Raw genomic sequence first — 15,575 nt, 5'->3', positions numbered from 1 at the left:
AACCACGCGGGGATTGGGGCAAATTCATTCATTTTTCTCGTTTTGGCGCTCGCTCGGGGGCGATGCGGCATCGCGCGCGGCGGGTTCGCCCCGGTCGCGGCCGGAAAACATCGTCCACCAGACGATGAAGACGAGGAGGAGCAGCGCACCGAGCGCTTCGAGCATCAGCAGCAGCATGGGTTCGGGGCTTCTTCAGTGTGGGCTTCGGGTGGGGGCATTGGCCGCGATTGTAGGAACGCTGCTGGCCGGCTGCGCGAGCGCGCCGCCTCCAGCCCCGAGCGGTGCGCCTGCCCCAGTCGCTGTGCTGTCCGACGACGGCGGGCCGCTGCCGCCCGTGATCGAGCGCGGCAAGAGCCGTTGGGTGCCCGCGCGCTGGAGCGAGTTGCCGGGCTTCGACGACGACGCGCTGCATGAAGCTTGGAACGCCTGGGTGCGCAGCTGCGAGCGGCCTGGCGCGGCGCTCGCGGCCCTCTGTCCGGAGGTGCGCCAGCTCGCCATCGGCAGCGCCGAGGAGCAGCGCGCGTGGATGCGCGCGCGGCTGCAGCCTTACCGCGTCGAAACCCCCGACGGCCGCGCCGAGGGCCTGCTCACCAGCTACTACGAGCCCGTGTTCGAAGCCTCGCGCCTGCCGCGTGAGGGTTTTCGGGTGCCGCTCTACGCGCCGCCCGCGGGCCTGGTGCCGAGCCGGCCTTGGTACACGCGCGAGCAAATGGACGTCTTGCCCGAAGCGCGCGCGGCCCTGCGCGGGCGGGAACTGCTCTGGCTGGCCGACCCGGTGGACGCGTTGATGCTGCACATCCAGGGCTCGGGCCGGCTGCGCGTGACCGAACCCGACGGCCGCGTGCGGCTGGTGCGGCTGGCCTTTGCCGGCACCAATGGACAGCCCTACCAAAGCGTGGGCCGCTGGCTGCTCGATCGTGGCGAGCTGCGCGATGCGAGCTGGCCCGGGATCAAGGCCTGGGTCGCGCGCAACCCGCAGCGGGTGCAGGAGATGCTGTGGGCCAATCCGCGCGTGGTGTTCTTCCGCGAAGAACCGCTCGATGACTTCGATGCGGCCTTCGGCCCGCGCGGGGCACAAGGCGTGGCGCTCACGCCGGGCCGCTCGATTGCGGTGGATCCGCAGAGCATTCCCTATGGCACGCCGGTGTGGCTGGCCTCGAGCGGTCCGCAGACGCAGCTCGCGCGGCTGGTGCTGGCGCAAGACACTGGCAGCGCCATCGTCGGCGCGGTGCGCGCGGACTATTTCGCCGGCTGGGGCGCAGAAGCCGGTGAACTCGCCGGCCGGCTCAAGCAGCCGCTGCGGCTGTGGGTGCTGTGGCCCAAATGAGCGCGTTTGGGGGCTCGAGACGGCGCGCTGCGGCGCTACGATGCGTCATCAGCTTTTCACAAAAAGCTTCCATGCTCCGGGCGTTGTTTCAACTGCCGGAGGTTTCATGTCCTTTCCTTTGTTCCGCACTTTCAAGATGAGCGCGCTGTGTACCGCTGCCCTGATCGCCCTGTCCGCCTGTGGCGGCAGCGATGATCTCGAACTCGTCTCGGTCGAATTCACGCATACGCCCGCGCCGAAAGCCTCGGAGCCGGACCTGATGGCCAAGACCTACACCAGCTCCAAGGCCATCTACACCTACTCCAACGGCCTCAAGGAAGAGCACCCGCTGAGCTACAACACCCTCTACAGCGTGGGCGATAAGATCAACGAGAACAAGGGTGTCAAAGTGCCCGCCGGTCAGTTGTTCGACGCCCAGATGAACCCGCTCCAAGACCCCTTGGGCCAGCCGCTGGTGGCCGAGACGCCCGACTCCAACAGTCTGCTCAAAGTGGGCAGCAAGCTCTACCTGGTCACGCACTATGAGTACGACTGGCTGCTTTCGGACAAGTCCGAGGCCTGGACCAAGCCGGGCTGGTACAGCCGCGCGCCGATGTCGATGACGCTCACCGAGCTCAAGCAGGAAAGCAACGGCAAGCTCTCGGTGGTCAAACAACGGCCAATCGACTTCTCCAGCGTCGACGGCTTGTGGATTGCCTGCGCGGGCGGCCCGACGCCGTGGAACACCCACCTCGGCTCGGAAGAAGACTACGACATGATCTACAACCCGCTCGACAAGAACTACAGCACGACCACGGCGGGCGTGAAGTCGATGACGGAGCTGTACTTCAAGAACGCCAAGCAGGCCAATCCCTACGCCTACGGCTGGATTCCCGAAGTCACCGTCAAGGAAGACGGCAGCACCAGCGTGGTGAAGCATTACGCCATGGGCCGCGGCACCTGGGAACTCGCCCGTGTCATGCCCGACGCCCGCACCGCCTACATGGGCGATGACGGCACCCACGGCCAGATGGTGATGTTCGTCGCCGACAAGAAGGCCGACCTGTCGGCCGGCACGCTCTACGGCGCCAAGTTCACCCAGACCAGCGCCGACGGCGGCGGCAAGGGCAACCTGGAATGGATCCGCCTCGGCCACGCGACCGACGCGGAAATCAAGGCGCTGATCGACAAGGGCACGAAGTTCACCGACATCTGGGACGCCAAGCCCTTCGACACCACCGCCAAGTCCTGCCCCGCGGGCTACAAGCACATCCGTGCCGGCAGCACCACCGACGAGTGCATCGCGCTCAAGCCCGGCATGGAAAAGGCCGCCGCCTTCATCGAGACGCGCCGCTACATCGCCTATCTCGGCGGCACGACCGAGTTCAACAAGTACGAAGGCGTCACGGTCAACGCCAAGGACAACAAGCTCTACTTGGCGATCACCGCCATCGACCGCGGCATGATCAGCTCCGCCGGCGAGCCCGCCGACCACATTCGCTTCAACAAGTTGAGCGCGGGCGCGACTTACACGGCCGACATGAAGTCCGGCGTCAAGGACACCTCCGGCAACCTGATCGACTCGCCGCACGTGGCCGTCAATCTGTATGTGGAGCCGGCGCTGTTGGGGCAGGACATCGCCAAGGATGACAAAGGCAACACGGCGTCCGATGACCGCATCGCCAACCCCGACAACCTGTTCTTCTCGGAGAAGATGCGCACGATCTTCATCGGGGAAGACTCCAGCTCGGCGCACACCAACAACTACCTCTGGGCCTACAACGTCGACACTAAGAAGCTCTCGCGCATCCTGTCGCTGCCTGCCGGTGCCGAGTCGACCGGCTTGCAGGTGCTCGACAACCTCGATGGCAAGGGCGCTTACATCATGAGCAACAGCCAGCACTGGGGTGACTTGTCGGCAAACGTGCCCGAGCCGCTCAAGTCGGAGCTGAAGAAGCGCATCGATGTGTTCCATGCCGATGTGGGCTACATCGGCGGATTGCCCACGCTCAAGTAAGCCCGGCGCGATTCGGGTCCGGTGCCACAGCGCCGGATGTTCCAGCGGGCGGAACGTTATGCAGGGCGTTCTGCCCGCGACTTTTTTCGGAGTTTCATGAAGGCCATGGGAACGCAGCGTCACACCATCTCATCGGGCGCACGGGTCTGGCGTGGAGTGGGGGTGGCCGTTGCCTTGGGGCTGTCGGTCCTCGGCGCGCGTTGCGGCGGGGGTGGATCGGCCGCCTCTGTGCCGGGCGATGTCGCCGCTGCCCCTCCAGCGCCGGCGCTGCGCGGCGAGTCGGTCAGCCTGCTGCTGTTCGACAACCCTTATGCCTACATTCCCGCGCAGTGCTACATCGAAACTTCGCGCGGAACACAAAACGCCTGCCAGTTTTGCCACACCAACGGGGTCTACGCGCTGGGCTTGGGCAACAATCTTCCGCAGGCCGGGGCGTCGGAACGCATCGGCAATTTACAGACCGACTACAGCTTCGCGCCGTTTTCCCGCACGGCCCCACCAGCCGTGCTCAACCGTTGGCGCAACACGCTCGCGCCCGAAGAACTGGCCCTGGCCGTGCGCGCGCTCGGCGTCGACCCGGCCCGATGGGACATGCAGGCCTGGATCCGGCAGGACAATTGGCGGGCAGCTTACGCCCAGCGCCCTGGCGATGCGCGCGATTGGGATGGAAAACGGGACGGCCCTTTCCGTTTGTTCCCCGGCCTTGCGCCCGATGACTTGCCCGCGCAAGACGATGGTTTCGTGCGCACCGGGGTCGCGGCCCGCAGCGTCTTCAGCGACGCGCGCGGCGGCAACACCGGCTGGCGGGCGGTCAACTTCATGCCCTACGGCATCTTCACGCCGCACACCGGCTCGGTCTCGGGCATTTACATCCGGCTGCCGCAAGCGTTCATGCGCAACGAATCGGGTGCGTTCGACCTGACCACCTATGAGCGTAACCTCGACCTCGTCGAACGTGCCATCCAGGACCGCCTGACACCCGCTGACGGCAGCCACTACGTGGGCGCGGCGCGCGAGCAGCCCTTGGAGCGCGGCACCTACCCGGTGGGCACCGAATTCGCGCACCCACTGCACTATGTCGATGTGCAGGCCGATGGAAGCGATCCGGCCATCAGCCCCTACCCCGGAACCCGCGCGCGCCGGGTCAAGGAGGTGCGCTACATGGTCAAGTGGAAAGCCTTCAAGCACAGCGACTTTGGCCCCAACCAAAAGGAAGAGGGCCTGCCCGTGTATGGCAACGCCAGCCAGGGCTGGGTGGACAACGGCGTGGGTTGGTTCCTCTCGGGTTTCATCGAGGATGCGCAGGGCCAGCTTCGGCCGCAGCGGCTCGAGGAACTCACGCAGTGCATCGGCTGCCACAGCGGCGTCAACGGCACGGAGATCAACCGCAGCTTCACCTCGGGCGTCGGCGTCACCATCGACAGCACCTGGGTCATGGCGCGCAAATTCCCGGGTGCCGCCGGCTGGCGCGAGATGGACTACCTCGGCTACGTGGCCGACGTCCGAGCCGCGCCTGGCGACACGCCGGGGCGCGCCCGCCTGGGCGACCCTGACAACCGCCGCGAGGGCAAGGGCGAACTGCGCCACTTCCTCGACAACGTGGTCGGTGCCAGCCTCTACGGCGACATGCCGCCAGCCATCGAGCGCTACCTCGCACAGATGGTGCAGCGCGCGCGCGGCTACGCCCAGGATTGGCCGGCCCTTGACCGCACCGATGCCGCGCGCTTTGCCGCCGTGCAGGCGCAGCGCCAGCAGCTCATGCGCAGCTTCACGAGCCGCGGCGACCATCTGGCCGCGGATGGTTCGGTCGCAGGTGCGCTGCTCTACCCACCGCAGGCGGACGCGCTCGAGGCCGCACGGCGTTACCGTCAGGTGGTGGCCACGCAGCGCTACACGCTGGGCAAGGATGTGTTCGCGCAAACGCCGCTGTCTCTGCTCTATCTGCGCAGCGAGGCCGAAGCGTTCACTCACTTCGACGGCACGCCCTACCGCTTCGGTGAGCGTATCACCGACCGCAGCGTCGAACGCGACGACCCCGCCAAAGACACCTACCTCGCCGGCAATGTACCCACGCTGATCGACCCCGCGCGGCCCTACGCGGCCGGCGGCACCTACAACCCGAACTACATTCCCCTGTTGGCGACGCCGCTGCGAATGGAGACGCGGCACTGAGAGGCTGAGCCTCTGAGCCACGCGGGATCGGTGCCTGGAACGGCGGCCGACGCCGGGATGCGCGGCCCGCGAGGGACGGGTTCAGCGTTGCCCTAACATTGGCGAAATTCCCACCCAGCCGCCATGACGGGACCCCAACCCCCCAGCTTGCAGATCGAGCGCCAAGAGGCCGACGCCCAGGCGCCGGTGCGGGTGCGGCTCGAGGGCGACTGGTCGGCGGCGGCGCTGGCGCGCAGCGGCCGGCTCGAGGCGCTTGCGCGGGCGCAGGCGGCCGCCGGCCCCAGCGCGGCTTGGGACCTGAGCGGCGCCGCGCGACTGGACCACCTGGGCGCGCAATGGCTGTGGGACGCCTGGGGCCGGCGCTGGCCCGAGCGGCTGGAGGCCACACCGGCGCAACGCGCGATGCTCGAGCGCGTGGCGCGCTGGTCCACGCTGCCGCCACCGCCGGCTTCGGGCTGGCTGCCCGGCGTGCGGCGCCAGTTCCTGCGGCTGGGCGCGGGGCTGTTTCTCGTCGCCGATCATCTGCGCGACCTGCTGGCCCTCGTCGGGCAACTGGCGCTCGACCTGCTGGCGCTGCTGCGCGCGCCGCGCATGGGGCCCTGGCGCGATGTGTCGGGCCATCTCTATCGCATCGGGGCGACGGCCTTGCCGATCACTGCGCTGGTGGGCTTTCTGATCGGCGTGGTCTTGGCCTATCTGACCTCGCAGCAGCTCAAGCTCTTTGGGGCAGAAACCTTCATCGTCAACATCTTGGGCCTGTCGCTGATTCGCGAGCTCGGGCCGGTGCTCGCTGCGGTGCTGATCGCGGGGCGGTCGGGATCGACCATCACGGCGCAGATCGGCGTGATGCGCATCACCGAGGAAATCGACGCGATGCGGGTCATGGGCATTGCCCGCGGCTTTCGGCTCGTGATGCCGCGCGTGATCGCGCTCGCCGTGGCGATGCCGCTCTTGACGCTGTGGACGACGATCGCCGCGCTGATCGGGGGGATGCTGGCCGCCGAAGTGGCCTTGGGGTTGAGCCCCGCTTATTTCATCAGCAACCTGCCGCGCGCGGTGCAGGCGAGCAATCTCGGGCTGGCGATGGGCAAGTCGCTGGTGTTTGGCGTGCTCATCGCGCTGGTGGGGTGCCACTACGGGCTGCGGGTGAAACCCAACACCGAGAGTCTGGGCGCAGGCACCACGGCTTCGGTCGTGACTTCGATCACGGTCGTGATTTTGGTCGATGCGCTGTTCGCCGTGCTGTTCAAGAACGTTGGCATCTGAGCGCCCATGAGCCCCGTCATCGATCCCGTCGTCCAAATCCGCGGCCTGTGGTCGGTGTTCCACGCGGGCGGCGAGGATGTGGTGGTGCACCGCGACCTCGATCTCGACATCGCGCGCGGCTCGCTCGTGTCCATCGTCGGCGGATCGGGCTCGGGCAAGACCGTCTTGTTGCGGCAGATCTTGGGCCTGGCCACGCCCGCGCGCGGCACGGTGACGGTGCTCGGCGAACCTGCGTCGCGCCTGGCGCGCGCCGGGGCGGCGACGCGGGTGGGCATGCTCTTTCAGCACGGGGCGCTGTTTTCGGCCTTCAGCGTGCTCGACAACATCGCGCTGCCGCTGCGCGAGTTGCGCGCCTTCCCCGAGACGCTGGTGCGCGAGGCGGCGCTGGTCAAGCTGTGCATGGTGGGGCTGTCGGAGCGCGACGCGCACAAAATGCCCGCGGAGCTTTCGGGCGGCATGATCAAGCGTGTGGCGCTGGCGCGCGCGCTCATCATGGACCCGCCGCTGCTGCTGCTCGACGAGCCGACCGCTGGCCTCGACCCGGGCAGCAGCGACGCGTTTTGCGGGCTGCTCGCGAGCCTGCACCGCGAGTTGGGGCTCACGGTGGTCATGGTCACGCACGATCTCGACACCATCTTGGAACTCAGCACCCAGATTGCGGTCGTTGCCGACAAACGCATCGTCGTTTCTGGCCCGCCGCAAGAAGTGCTTGCCTTCGACCACCCCTTCGTGCACGATTTTTTCTTTGGCGGCCGCGGACGCCGCGCCATGACCCTGCTGCGCGAGCGTGGGCTGAGCGTCGCAGCGCCCCCCGCAACCGCTGCCTCCGCGCCCGACCTTCTGGCACCCCGCTGACCCATGGAAAACAAAGCCCACGCCCTCGCTGCCGGTGCCTTCGTCCTGTTGTTGACGCTGCTTTTGGGCGCCATGGCCTGGTGGCTCACCCGCGATGGTGGGCTGCAGAGGGTCTATGAGATCAGCTCACCCAACCCCGTGACCGGCCTCAACGTGCAGGCGGCCGTGCGGCTCAAGGGCGTTCCTGTGGGGAAAGTCACCGCCATCGCGTTCGATCCCAAAGTGCCGGGCAACGTGCTCGTGCGCATCAGCGTCGATGCCGGCACACCGATTACCCGCTCGACCTGGGCCACGCTGGGCTACCAGGGCGTGACGGGCATTGCCCACATCGCGCTCAACGATGATGGAACGTCCCAAGAGCCGCTGACCTCCGAGGACGGGCCGCCGCGCATCCCGCTGCGCCCCGGACCGGTCGGGCAGGTCCTCGACGAAGGCCAGCGCCTGCTCGGGCAGCTCCAGGAAGCGGCGACCCGGCTCAACGCTTTGCTGGCACCGCAAAACCAGCAAGTCCTGATCCGTGCGGTCGAAAACGCCGGCGCAGCCGCCCAAGGGGTGCAGCAACTCGCGCTCGGCCTGCAGCGTGAAGTCCCGCCGCTGGCCCGCGCGGGCAGCGAGAGCCTGCAGTCCTTGCGCCTCACGCTCGACGAAACCCGCCAGGCCGTTGCCCAGGTGCGCGGTGCGGTCGATCGTTTGACGGCGCCCGGCGGCCCGGTCGAGCAGATCGGGCGCGGTGCCGAGGCCCTGGCTTCGAGCGCGCAGACGCTCCAAGCAGAAACCCTGCCCCAGTTGCACCGCAGCGGTGCCGAGGCCGAACGCGCCGCGCGCGCGTTTGCGCGGGCTGCAACCGCACTGACCGACAACCCACAGGCCCTCGTCTGGGGTACGGCGCCGCCGCCCCCCGGCCCGGGTGAGCCCGGCTACCCGCCGCCAGGCGCTGCCGTGCCACCGCGTGATCCGTAATCTGGCGGTTGAGCGCCGAACCGAGTAAAGTTCAAAAATGAGAGCATCTAAGCCCGATTTCATGCCGGCGATCCTGCGATTTGGCTGGATTTTTCTGCTGCTCGTGGGCTGTGCGGCCCTGCCCGGGCCGGCCCCGCGCCCGAGCACCTTCGATCTTGGGCCTAGTCCCACCGGAGCGGCCGCGACGGCCAAGCCCCAGGCCGAGCCGCCGCTGGCACTGGCCACGCCCGACGCCGCGCCGGCGTATGAGACCACCGCGATGCGCTACCGCTATGACGGTGGCGCCGCAGCCTATGAGCTGCACGCCTACGCCCAGGCGCGCTGGAGCACCACACCCGCGCAGCTCGTCGGCGTGCGCTTGCGCGAGCGACTGGCGCTCGACCGCCCGGTCGTCGCCCCGGGCGAGGCGAGCGCGCCGCGGCTGTTGCGGGTTCAGATCGAAGACTTTTCCCAAGTTTTTGCGGCCGCCCCTGCCGGCCCCGGCACCGCCTCGCGCGGCGTGGTCCGCCTGCGCGCCACCCTCACCGACACCACGGGGCCGCGCCCGAAGCTGCTGGCGCAGCGCCTGTTTGAGGCCGAGCGGCCTGCGCCCAGCGCCGATGCGGCCGGCGGCGTGCAAGCCCTCACCGCCGCGACCGACGCCGCGCTCGAGTCGCTCGCGCAGTGGCTGCGCGAGGCCCCTGTGGCGCCTTGATGCCCGTGCCGGGCCGGTTCGGCGTTGTGTTCGGTTCCGGCTCAGCGCAACCAGCCCGGAAACAGTTTGCCCAGGCCGTCGGCCATCACCTCCACCGCGAGCGCCGCGAGGATCAGGCCCATGAGCCGCGTCATGACGTTGATGCCGGTTTTGCCGAGCACCCGCGCGATCGGCTGCGCGAGTGAGAACGACAGCGCCACCGCCAGCGCGATGACCACGCCATAGCCCACTAGCGCCATGTGTTGCCAGAAGTTTTTCGCCTGCTGCGCGTAGATCACCACCGTCGACATGGTGGCCGGCCCGGTAAGCAGCGGAATGGTCAGCGGCACGACGGCGATGCTCGCGCCGTGGGCCGCCTTTTCGGCGCCGTCTTCGAGCTCATGCGTTTGCGCCTTGGCTTCGGCCGGCTGGGCGTTGAGCATGTTCATCGCGCTCAGGAGCAGCAGCAGACTGCCCCCCACCTGGAAGCTCGCCAGCGTGATGCCGAAGAAGTCGAGGATTTGCAGGCCCAGCAAGGCGCTCGCGGCGATCACCACGAAGGCGCTGAAGGCTGACACCATGATGGTGCGCCGCCGCTGCACGCGGTCGAAACCCTGGGTGTAATGGATGAAGAACGGAACGATGGCCAGCGGGTTGACGATGGCCAGCAGCGTGATGAGCGGCTTGAGATTCATGCCCCCGATTGTGGGGCAGCCGCGCCTTCGGACGGGGCTGGCGCGTCGGCTGCGGCCTGCGGCGTGCGCCGCTTGAACATGCCCCAGCCGTCCATCTGCAGCACGGGCTCGTCGCGCTGGTTGAACATCTCCCATTGCGTGCGCACCAGGCCGACATCGGGCCGCGAGCGCATGGGCTTGCGCTCCATCACCCGGCTTTGCAGCCGCAGCGTGTCGCCGGGGTAAACCGGCTTGAGCCAGCGGATGTGTTCCAGCCCCGGCGAGCCCTGGCTTGCGGCGTAGCGCAGAAAGTGGTCCACCATCAGCCGCATGGCCATCGCGCAGGTGTGCCAGCCGCTCGCGCACAGCGCGCCGAACACCGACGCGCGGGCGGCTTCTTCATCGAGGTGAAACGGCTGGGGATCGAACTGCCGCGCAAAGTCGAGGATGGCTTCGCGCGTGGGCGTCACGCTGCCCAGCGCCATCACGCTGCCGACTTCGAGGTCTTCCCAGTAGTAGCGGATTTCAGGGGCAGAGACGGGCGGTTCCGGGGTATGCATGGCGGTCTTTCGGAGAGAGTGAGGCAGCCGCTTCGGGCGGTGTGGTCCAGAATAGCAAAGGCGGCCGCGGCTTGCCTGTCGCCTCGGGGATGCTTGGCGACCGCACCCGGGGCCGGGGCGTCGCCGCACGGCCATGCGTTCACTTTTTTGATGAGGAGTCCTGCTATGGGTACACACACCGAGCTCACCGCTGCCGACGGTTTTCGGCTCTCCGCCTTTGTCGCGCGTCCCGCGGGTCGGCCGCGCGGGGGCATCGTGGTCATCCAGGAAATCTTTGGCGTCAACGCCCACATCCGCGAGGTGACCGAGGGCTATGCCGCCGAAGGCTATCTGGCCGTGGCGCCGGCGCTGTTCGACCGCGTGCGCCGCGGCGTCGAGCTGGGGTACAGCCCTGCCGACATGGAGGCGGGCTTTGCCGTCATGCAGGCGGTCGAGCAACTGCCCCCGCCCGGCGCGCTGGGCGACATCCAGGCCGCCATCGACTACGCGGCGCGCGAGAGCGGCGGCAAGGTCGGCATCGTCGGCTATTGCTGGGGCGGGCTCATGACCTGGCGCGCCGCGTGCGAGCTCCAGGGCCTGGCTGCGGCCGTTCCCTACTATGGCGGCGGCATCACCTCCGAGCTCGAGTCAGCGCGGCAGCCGCGGGTGCCGGTGCTGGCCCACTTCGCCGAGCAGGACCCGTGGATTCCGCTGCCCAGCGTCGAAGCCTTCCGTGCGCGCCACCCCGAAGTCGAGGTGCACTTGTACCCCGCGCACCATGGCTTCAATTGCAACCACCGCGCGGCCTGGAACGAGGCGGCGGCGCGGCTCGCGCGCGAGCGGACCCTGGCCTTTTTCGCCCAGCACGTCGGTTAGGGCAACGCTGAACCAGTCCCTCGCGCGTCGCGCATCCCAGCTGCGGGCGGTCTGCGTCGTTGCAAATCCTCGCCATAGCTTCGGCTATGGCTGCGGTTTGCGCCTCGCATCCCATCCCGCGGCCGGGCGCGCGCCATCGCAGGAACTTATTCAGCGTTGCCTTATTGATCCGGCCAGGTGAAGATTGAACTCGGTAGCCAGGTCCTGGCTTGGCGTCGTGTCTGGATCCCGGACTTCGCCATGGTAACGAGGTTCAAACATATTCTGGCCGGATCAATAGGGCAAGGCTGAACCAGTCCCTCGCGCGCCATCGCGGGAACTGCTTCAGCGTTGCCTTGATGCCGCCCCTTCGGTCAGGGGGCGTCGGGCTCGCGCCACCGCGCCTCGATGACCTGCAAAAAGGCCTTGAGCGCGGCGCTGTTGTGCCGCCGCTGCGTGTAGGCGGCATAGAGCCAGATGTCGCGCGGTGAATAGTCCGACAGCGCTGCCTGCAGCGTGCCGCTCTCGATCTGCTCTTGAACCAGCACCTGGGGCAGCCACACCATGCCGAGGCCGGCCGTGGCCATCGCGATGAGCGGCGCGGTGTCGCTCGCATCCATGCGGCTGTGCACCGGCACGCTCACCGGCTCCCCTTCGACTTCGAAGCGCCATTGCGCGGCGCCTTGCAGCGGCGTGAGCGTGAGCGCATCGAGCGTGCCGAGCTGATCCGGGTGCGTGGGATAGCCATGCTGCTTCCAAAAGCCCGGCGTCGCCGCGACGACGAAGGGCACCCGCTGCAGCCGCCGCACGATCAGGTTGTCGTCGCCGATACGGCCCACCCGCAGCGCAACGTCGATGCCCTCGGCGATCAAGTCCGCGGGCGTGTTGCTCAGCACCAGGCTCAGGTGAACCTTGGGGTAGCGCGGCAGAAACTCCGCCAGCAGGGGCGGCAGCAGCGTGCGCGCGAGTCCGTGGGGCGCGGCCACGCGCAGTCGCCCGGAAGGCGCGCGGGCGCGCTCCTGCAACTCGGCGCGGGTCGCCTCGACCATCTCCAGCAGGGGCTCGCTACGCTCGAGCAGCAGTTCGCCGGCATCGGTGAGGCTCACGCTGCGGGTGCTGCGGTTGAAGAGCCGCACGCCCAGTTGCGCTTCGAGTGCCGCGATGTATTTGCTGACGTTCGCCTTGGAGAGGTCGAGCGTGCGCGCCGCCCCGGCAAAACTGCCGCGCCGGGCGACTTCGCGGAAGGTGCGCAGCAGGTCTAGTGAGTCCATTGTTTCAATTTCGTGAACACCATGCTTCGGATTCGCCCTGTTTATTGGGGACGCAATGGAGCCATCTTCGACTCACAATCACCGCACGGTCGATTGATCGATTGTTGTTCAACCTAGGAGTCCATCATGAAAGCACGTCAAGTTCTCGTTTCCACCGCTTTGTTCGCCGCTGCCGCTACCGCCTTCGCCGGCCAACCCTACGCCGGCGAGTTCCCGGTCACCCAGCCCGACTTCACGCCTTCGAGCGTTTCGCGCGCCGTGGTTCAGGCTGAAGCCAAAGTCAGCGCCATCGACGCGGGTGACGCGAGCCGCGTTGTCGTCTCGGCGCCGGCCTCGAACCTGAGCCGCGAAGAAGTGCGTACCGCCGCCCGCGCGGCGATGCGCGCCGGCCACGGCCCTGCCGCTGGCGATCTGATGTAAATCGCTCGGGCGCGGTCCCCATCGGCCTGGCATGCGTTTCGCGCGCATGCCAGGCCGATTCTTTTTACGGCGGTGGTAGTTGCGCGAGATAACGCCGTCGCCAGAAGAACAGCCCAGTGCCGACGGCCACCAGGGCCATCCCGGCGGCGGTCCATGCCAGCGCCGCCGGATTGTGGATGAAGGGCATGAATTCGAAGTTCATGCCGAAGAACCCTGTGATCAGGTTCAGCGGCAGGAAGATGGCCGTCAAGGCGGTCAGCGTGCGCATGATGTCGTTGGTGCGGTGCCCCTGGACCGCGAAGTGCATCTGCACGGCGGTTTCGATGTTGTGCTCCAGCCGCGTGACGTGGCGCATCACCCGCTCGATGTGCTCGAGCACGTCGTGGGCACGCACCCGCAGCAACTCGACACGGTGGCTGTCCTCCGCCGTGTCGGCATAGCGGTGTTCGAAGCCCGCGGCAAAGCGATCGACCGCGCTGTGCTGGTCCTCGCACGAGGATTGCAGCTCATGCAGGGTCGTGCGCGCCTGCAGCAAGGCCGACCAATTCGAGAATCGGGAGCGCGGGTGGAGCAGCTCGTTTTGCCAATGCTCCAACTGACGGCTGAGTTCACCGCGCAGTTCCAGATAGTCGTCGACGATCTGGCTGATGATGCGCAGCGTCGCATCCCGCGGGTCCGCAGGCACGCCGCGCGCGCCGGCGGACCGGGTGTCGGCTTCGCGCGGCGCAGCGGGCAGCAGACGCGCCGCATAGCTGTCGCGGACCGCCCCGTCGTCGGGGTGTATGGTCAATAGCACCCGGTCGAACACCGCAAACCCGACCGCCGCGGTGTCGATGCGTTGCAGGATCGGCGGGCCGCCGCGCATGGGCAGGGTCTCCATGCGGCCCGCGTCCGTGCGTTTCGTGCCTCGGCCCAGCCTGCGGAAAATCAGCAAGTCGTAGTCGCTGGTTTCATCGTGGCGCGAAGCCAGCTGTGCGTTGAGCAAATCGCTCACATGCAGGTCCAGCAGCGCCGCGCCGGTGAGCCGCTCGAGGGCGGGGAGCAGCGTCGGATGGGCTTCGGAAAAGTGGCTGCGGGTGCAGCCGATCCATAGGAAGCCTTCCTGCGGGCTCGCCCAATTCGAGGGGGCAGGCTCGATCTCTTCCAGCCCCTGTCCGCGGATCCAAAAAACCCGGATGGGCGCGACGGGATTCGACATTTTTCGCCCTTTGCCGGCAGGAATTGGACGTTTTTAGCGATTACTTTTGAATTAACCGGGCGGCATCCCGGGCGAAATAGGTCAGCACGCCGTCGGCGCCGGCGCGCTTGAAGGCCAGCAGGCTCTCCATCATCACCGCATCGTGGTCCAGCCAGCCGTTGGCTGCGGCGGCCTTGAGCATCGCGTATTCCCCGCTCACCTGGTAGGCGAAAGTGGGCACGCGGAATTCGTCCTTCACGCGGCGCACCACGTCGAGGTAAGGCATGCCAGGCTTGACCATCACCATGTCGGCACCCTCGGCGATGTCGAGCGCGACTTCGCGCAGCGCCTCATCGGAGTTGCCCGGGTCCATCTGGTAGACCTTTTTGTCGGCCTTGCCCAGGTTGGCTGCCGAGCCCACGGCGTCGCGAAACGGGCCATAGAACGCGCTCGCGTACTTGGCGCTGTAGGCCATGATGCGCGTGTGCACATGGCCACGGTCTTCCAGCGCGCGGCGGATCGCGCCGATGCGCCCGTCCATCATGTCGCTCGGCGCCACGATGTCCACGCCCGCTTCGGCCTGGGCCAGCGCCTGCTCGACCAGAACCTCGACGGTTTCATCGTTGAGGATGTAGCCCGTCGCATCCAGCAAGCCGTCCTGGCCGTGGCTGGTGTAGGGGTCGAGCGCCACGTCGGTCATCACGCCGAGCTGCGGGAACTCTTTCTTCAGCGCCCGCACCACGGTCGGCACGAGGCCCTCGGGGTTGCTGGCCTCGCTGCCGCGTTCGTCCTTGAGTTCCGCGCGGATCACCGGGAACAGCGCCATCACCGGAATGCCCAGCCGCACGCAGTCCTCGGCCACGGGCAGCAGCAGGTCCAGGCTCAGCCGCTCCACGCCGGGCATCGATGCCACGGCTTCCCGCCGGCCCTGGCCCTCGAGCACGAACACCGGATAAATCAAATCGTTCACGCTGAGCGCATGCTCGCGCACCAGCCGGCGCGTGAAATCGTCGCGGCGCAGCCGCCGCGGCCGGCCAAGGGGATAGGGGGCGTAAGGGGTGCTCATACGCAAAATTGTGCCCGATGCGCGGCAGCCGCGCACCCGTGCATCGCACGCAGTCGATGCCGCTCGAGCCTGCGCGCCCTGCCCAGGCGCTTGCGTTCCCCGCCGGATGCGGTTCGTTCGAGCCTTCAAGGCGTGGGACTCCTACAGGCGCTTGAATCCCGAGTTGCAGTTTGCTACAGTTGGGCCGGGCGTTTCGGCGCCCCCCGCTTTTCCTCCCTGAGCGGGGCCTTGATGTGTGACAGCAAAAAGGCTTTCTTCCCCGGCCCTGTGCCGGGGTTTTTTTTGCCCGCAGCCCGCGCAGGGCCGCCGGCTGCGTCCTACACT

General features: G+C 67.7%; 15 protein-coding genes. 9 read left to right on the top strand and 6 right to left on the bottom strand.

What is annotated here, in order from left to right; all coding sequences use genetic code 11:
• Positions 1-24: 24 nt before the first annotated feature.
• Positions 25-177, bottom strand: coding sequence for a hypothetical protein (locus EDC62_RS13115; RefSeq protein WP_245968743.1), 153 nt, complete (start codon positions 175-177; stop codon positions 25-27).
• On the opposite strand from EDC62_RS13115, the gene mltA reads away from it, so the two are divergent.
• From mltA to EDC62_RS00435, 7 genes are all read left to right on the top strand, one after another.
• A complete protein-coding gene (mltA, locus tag EDC62_RS00465) occupies positions 110-1,327 on the top strand; it encodes a murein transglycosylase A (RefSeq protein ID WP_245968742.1) in 1,218 nt (405 codons plus the stop codon). The genes EDC62_RS13115 and mltA overlap by 68 nt on opposite strands.
• 106 nt (positions 1,328-1,433) lie before the next feature.
• Positions 1,434-3,323: a PhoX family protein gene (locus EDC62_RS00460; RefSeq protein WP_170158994.1), complete on the top strand. Its 1,890-nt coding sequence runs from the start codon at positions 1,434-1,436 to the stop codon at positions 3,321-3,323.
• 96 nt (positions 3,324-3,419) lie between these two features.
• A complete protein-coding gene (locus EDC62_RS00455) occupies positions 3,420-5,495 on the top strand; it encodes a hypothetical protein (RefSeq protein WP_124219258.1) in 2,076 nt (691 codons plus the stop codon).
• A 123-nt stretch (positions 5,496-5,618) separates the two neighbouring features.
• The gene (locus EDC62_RS00450) at positions 5,619-6,761 is read left to right on the top strand and encodes an MlaE family ABC transporter permease (protein WP_124219256.1); all 1,143 of its coding nucleotides are present in this window, start codon (positions 5,619-5,621) and stop codon (positions 6,759-6,761) included.
• 6 nt (positions 6,762-6,767) lie between these two features.
• Positions 6,768-7,616, top strand: a complete 849-nt coding sequence (locus EDC62_RS00445) for an ABC transporter ATP-binding protein (RefSeq protein WP_124219254.1) — start codon at positions 6,768-6,770, stop codon at positions 7,614-7,616.
• 3 nt (positions 7,617-7,619) lie between these two features.
• Positions 7,620-8,576: an MlaD family protein gene (locus tag EDC62_RS00440; protein ID WP_124219252.1), complete on the top strand. Its 957-nt coding sequence runs from the start codon at positions 7,620-7,622 to the stop codon at positions 8,574-8,576.
• A gap of 37 nt (positions 8,577-8,613) precedes the next feature.
• Entirely contained in the window at positions 8,614-9,270 is a 657-nt protein-coding gene (locus EDC62_RS00435) for an ABC-type transport auxiliary lipoprotein family protein (RefSeq protein ID WP_245968701.1), read from the top strand.
• A gap of 41 nt (positions 9,271-9,311) precedes the next feature.
• Here the strand turns inward: EDC62_RS00435 and EDC62_RS00430 are convergent, their stop codons facing one another.
• Positions 9,312-9,944, bottom strand: a complete 633-nt coding sequence (locus EDC62_RS00430) for a MarC family protein (protein ID WP_124219250.1) — start codon at positions 9,942-9,944, stop codon at positions 9,312-9,314.
• Positions 9,941-10,483, bottom strand: coding sequence for a MaoC family dehydratase (locus EDC62_RS00425; RefSeq protein WP_124219248.1), 543 nt, complete (start codon positions 10,481-10,483; stop codon positions 9,941-9,943). Before EDC62_RS00425 ends, EDC62_RS00430 begins: the two co-directional genes overlap by 4 nt.
• 165 nt (positions 10,484-10,648) lie before the next feature.
• Between EDC62_RS00425 and EDC62_RS00420 the strand changes: the two genes are divergently transcribed.
• A complete protein-coding gene (locus EDC62_RS00420) occupies positions 10,649-11,338 on the top strand; it encodes a dienelactone hydrolase family protein (protein WP_124219246.1) in 690 nt (229 codons plus the stop codon).
• Positions 11,339-11,691: 353 nt separating this feature from the next.
• On the opposite strand, the gene EDC62_RS00415 is transcribed toward EDC62_RS00420, so the two are convergent.
• Positions 11,692-12,588, bottom strand: coding sequence for a LysR family transcriptional regulator (locus tag EDC62_RS00415; RefSeq protein ID WP_124219244.1), 897 nt, complete (start codon positions 12,586-12,588; stop codon positions 11,692-11,694).
• Between the two features lie 126 nt (positions 12,589-12,714).
• Between EDC62_RS00415 and EDC62_RS00410 the strand changes: the two genes are divergently transcribed.
• Positions 12,715-13,008 carry a hypothetical protein gene (locus EDC62_RS00410; protein ID WP_124219242.1) on the top strand — a complete coding sequence of 98 codons (294 nt, stop codon included), beginning with the start codon at positions 12,715-12,717 and terminating at the stop codon, positions 13,006-13,008.
• A 64-nt stretch (positions 13,009-13,072) separates the two neighbouring features.
• Here EDC62_RS00410 and EDC62_RS00405 read toward each other — a convergent pair whose 3' ends face one another.
• Both EDC62_RS00405 and hemB read right to left on the bottom strand, forming a co-directional pair.
• The gene (locus tag EDC62_RS00405; protein WP_124219240.1) at positions 13,073-14,206 is read right to left on the bottom strand and encodes a magnesium transporter CorA family protein; all 1,134 of its coding nucleotides are present in this window, start codon (positions 14,204-14,206) and stop codon (positions 13,073-13,075) included.
• Between the two features lie 40 nt (positions 14,207-14,246).
• Entirely contained in the window at positions 14,247-15,251 is a 1,005-nt protein-coding gene (hemB, locus tag EDC62_RS00400; protein WP_211330883.1) for a porphobilinogen synthase, read from the bottom strand.
• Between the last annotated feature and the right edge of the window lie 324 nt (positions 15,252-15,575).

Origin of the sequence: Tibeticola sediminis (assembly GCF_003843835.1) — a bacterium.
GTDB lineage: Bacteria > Pseudomonadota > Gammaproteobacteria > Burkholderiales > Burkholderiaceae_C > Tibeticola > Tibeticola sediminis.
Note: the sequence above shows the minus strand (reverse complement) of the source record. Positions and strands in the feature narration are given on the sequence as shown.

Coding starts and splice junctions, on each gene's coding strand:
- EDC62_RS13115 (WP_245968743.1), bottom strand. CDS start 177: ATGCTGCTGCTGATGCTCGAAGCGCTCGGTGCGCTGCTCCTCCTCGTC.
- EDC62_RS00460 (WP_170158994.1), top strand. CDS start 1,434: ATGTCCTTTCCTTTGTTCCGCACTTTCAAGATGAGCGCGCTGTGTACC.
- EDC62_RS00455 (WP_124219258.1), top strand. CDS start 3,420: ATGAAGGCCATGGGAACGCAGCGTCACACCATCTCATCGGGCGCACGG.
- EDC62_RS00450 (WP_124219256.1), top strand. CDS start 5,619: ATGACGGGACCCCAACCCCCCAGCTTGCAGATCGAGCGCCAAGAGGCC.
- EDC62_RS00445 (WP_124219254.1), top strand. CDS start 6,768: ATGAGCCCCGTCATCGATCCCGTCGTCCAAATCCGCGGCCTGTGGTCG.
- EDC62_RS00440 (WP_124219252.1), top strand. CDS start 7,620: ATGGAAAACAAAGCCCACGCCCTCGCTGCCGGTGCCTTCGTCCTGTTG.
- EDC62_RS00435 (WP_245968701.1), top strand. CDS start 8,614: ATGAGAGCATCTAAGCCCGATTTCATGCCGGCGATCCTGCGATTTGGC.
- EDC62_RS00430 (WP_124219250.1), bottom strand. CDS start 9,944: ATGAATCTCAAGCCGCTCATCACGCTGCTGGCCATCGTCAACCCGCTG.
- EDC62_RS00425 (WP_124219248.1), bottom strand. CDS start 10,483: ATGCATACCCCGGAACCGCCCGTCTCTGCCCCTGAAATCCGCTACTAC.
- EDC62_RS00420 (WP_124219246.1), top strand. CDS start 10,649: ATGGGTACACACACCGAGCTCACCGCTGCCGACGGTTTTCGGCTCTCC.
- EDC62_RS00415 (WP_124219244.1), bottom strand. CDS start 12,588: ATGGACTCACTAGACCTGCTGCGCACCTTCCGCGAAGTCGCCCGGCGC.
- EDC62_RS00410 (WP_124219242.1), top strand. CDS start 12,715: ATGAAAGCACGTCAAGTTCTCGTTTCCACCGCTTTGTTCGCCGCTGCC.
- EDC62_RS00405 (WP_124219240.1), bottom strand. CDS start 14,206: ATGTCGAATCCCGTCGCGCCCATCCGGGTTTTTTGGATCCGCGGACAG.
- hemB (WP_211330883.1), bottom strand. CDS start 15,251: ATGAGCACCCCTTACGCCCCCTATCCCCTTGGCCGGCCGCGGCGGCTG.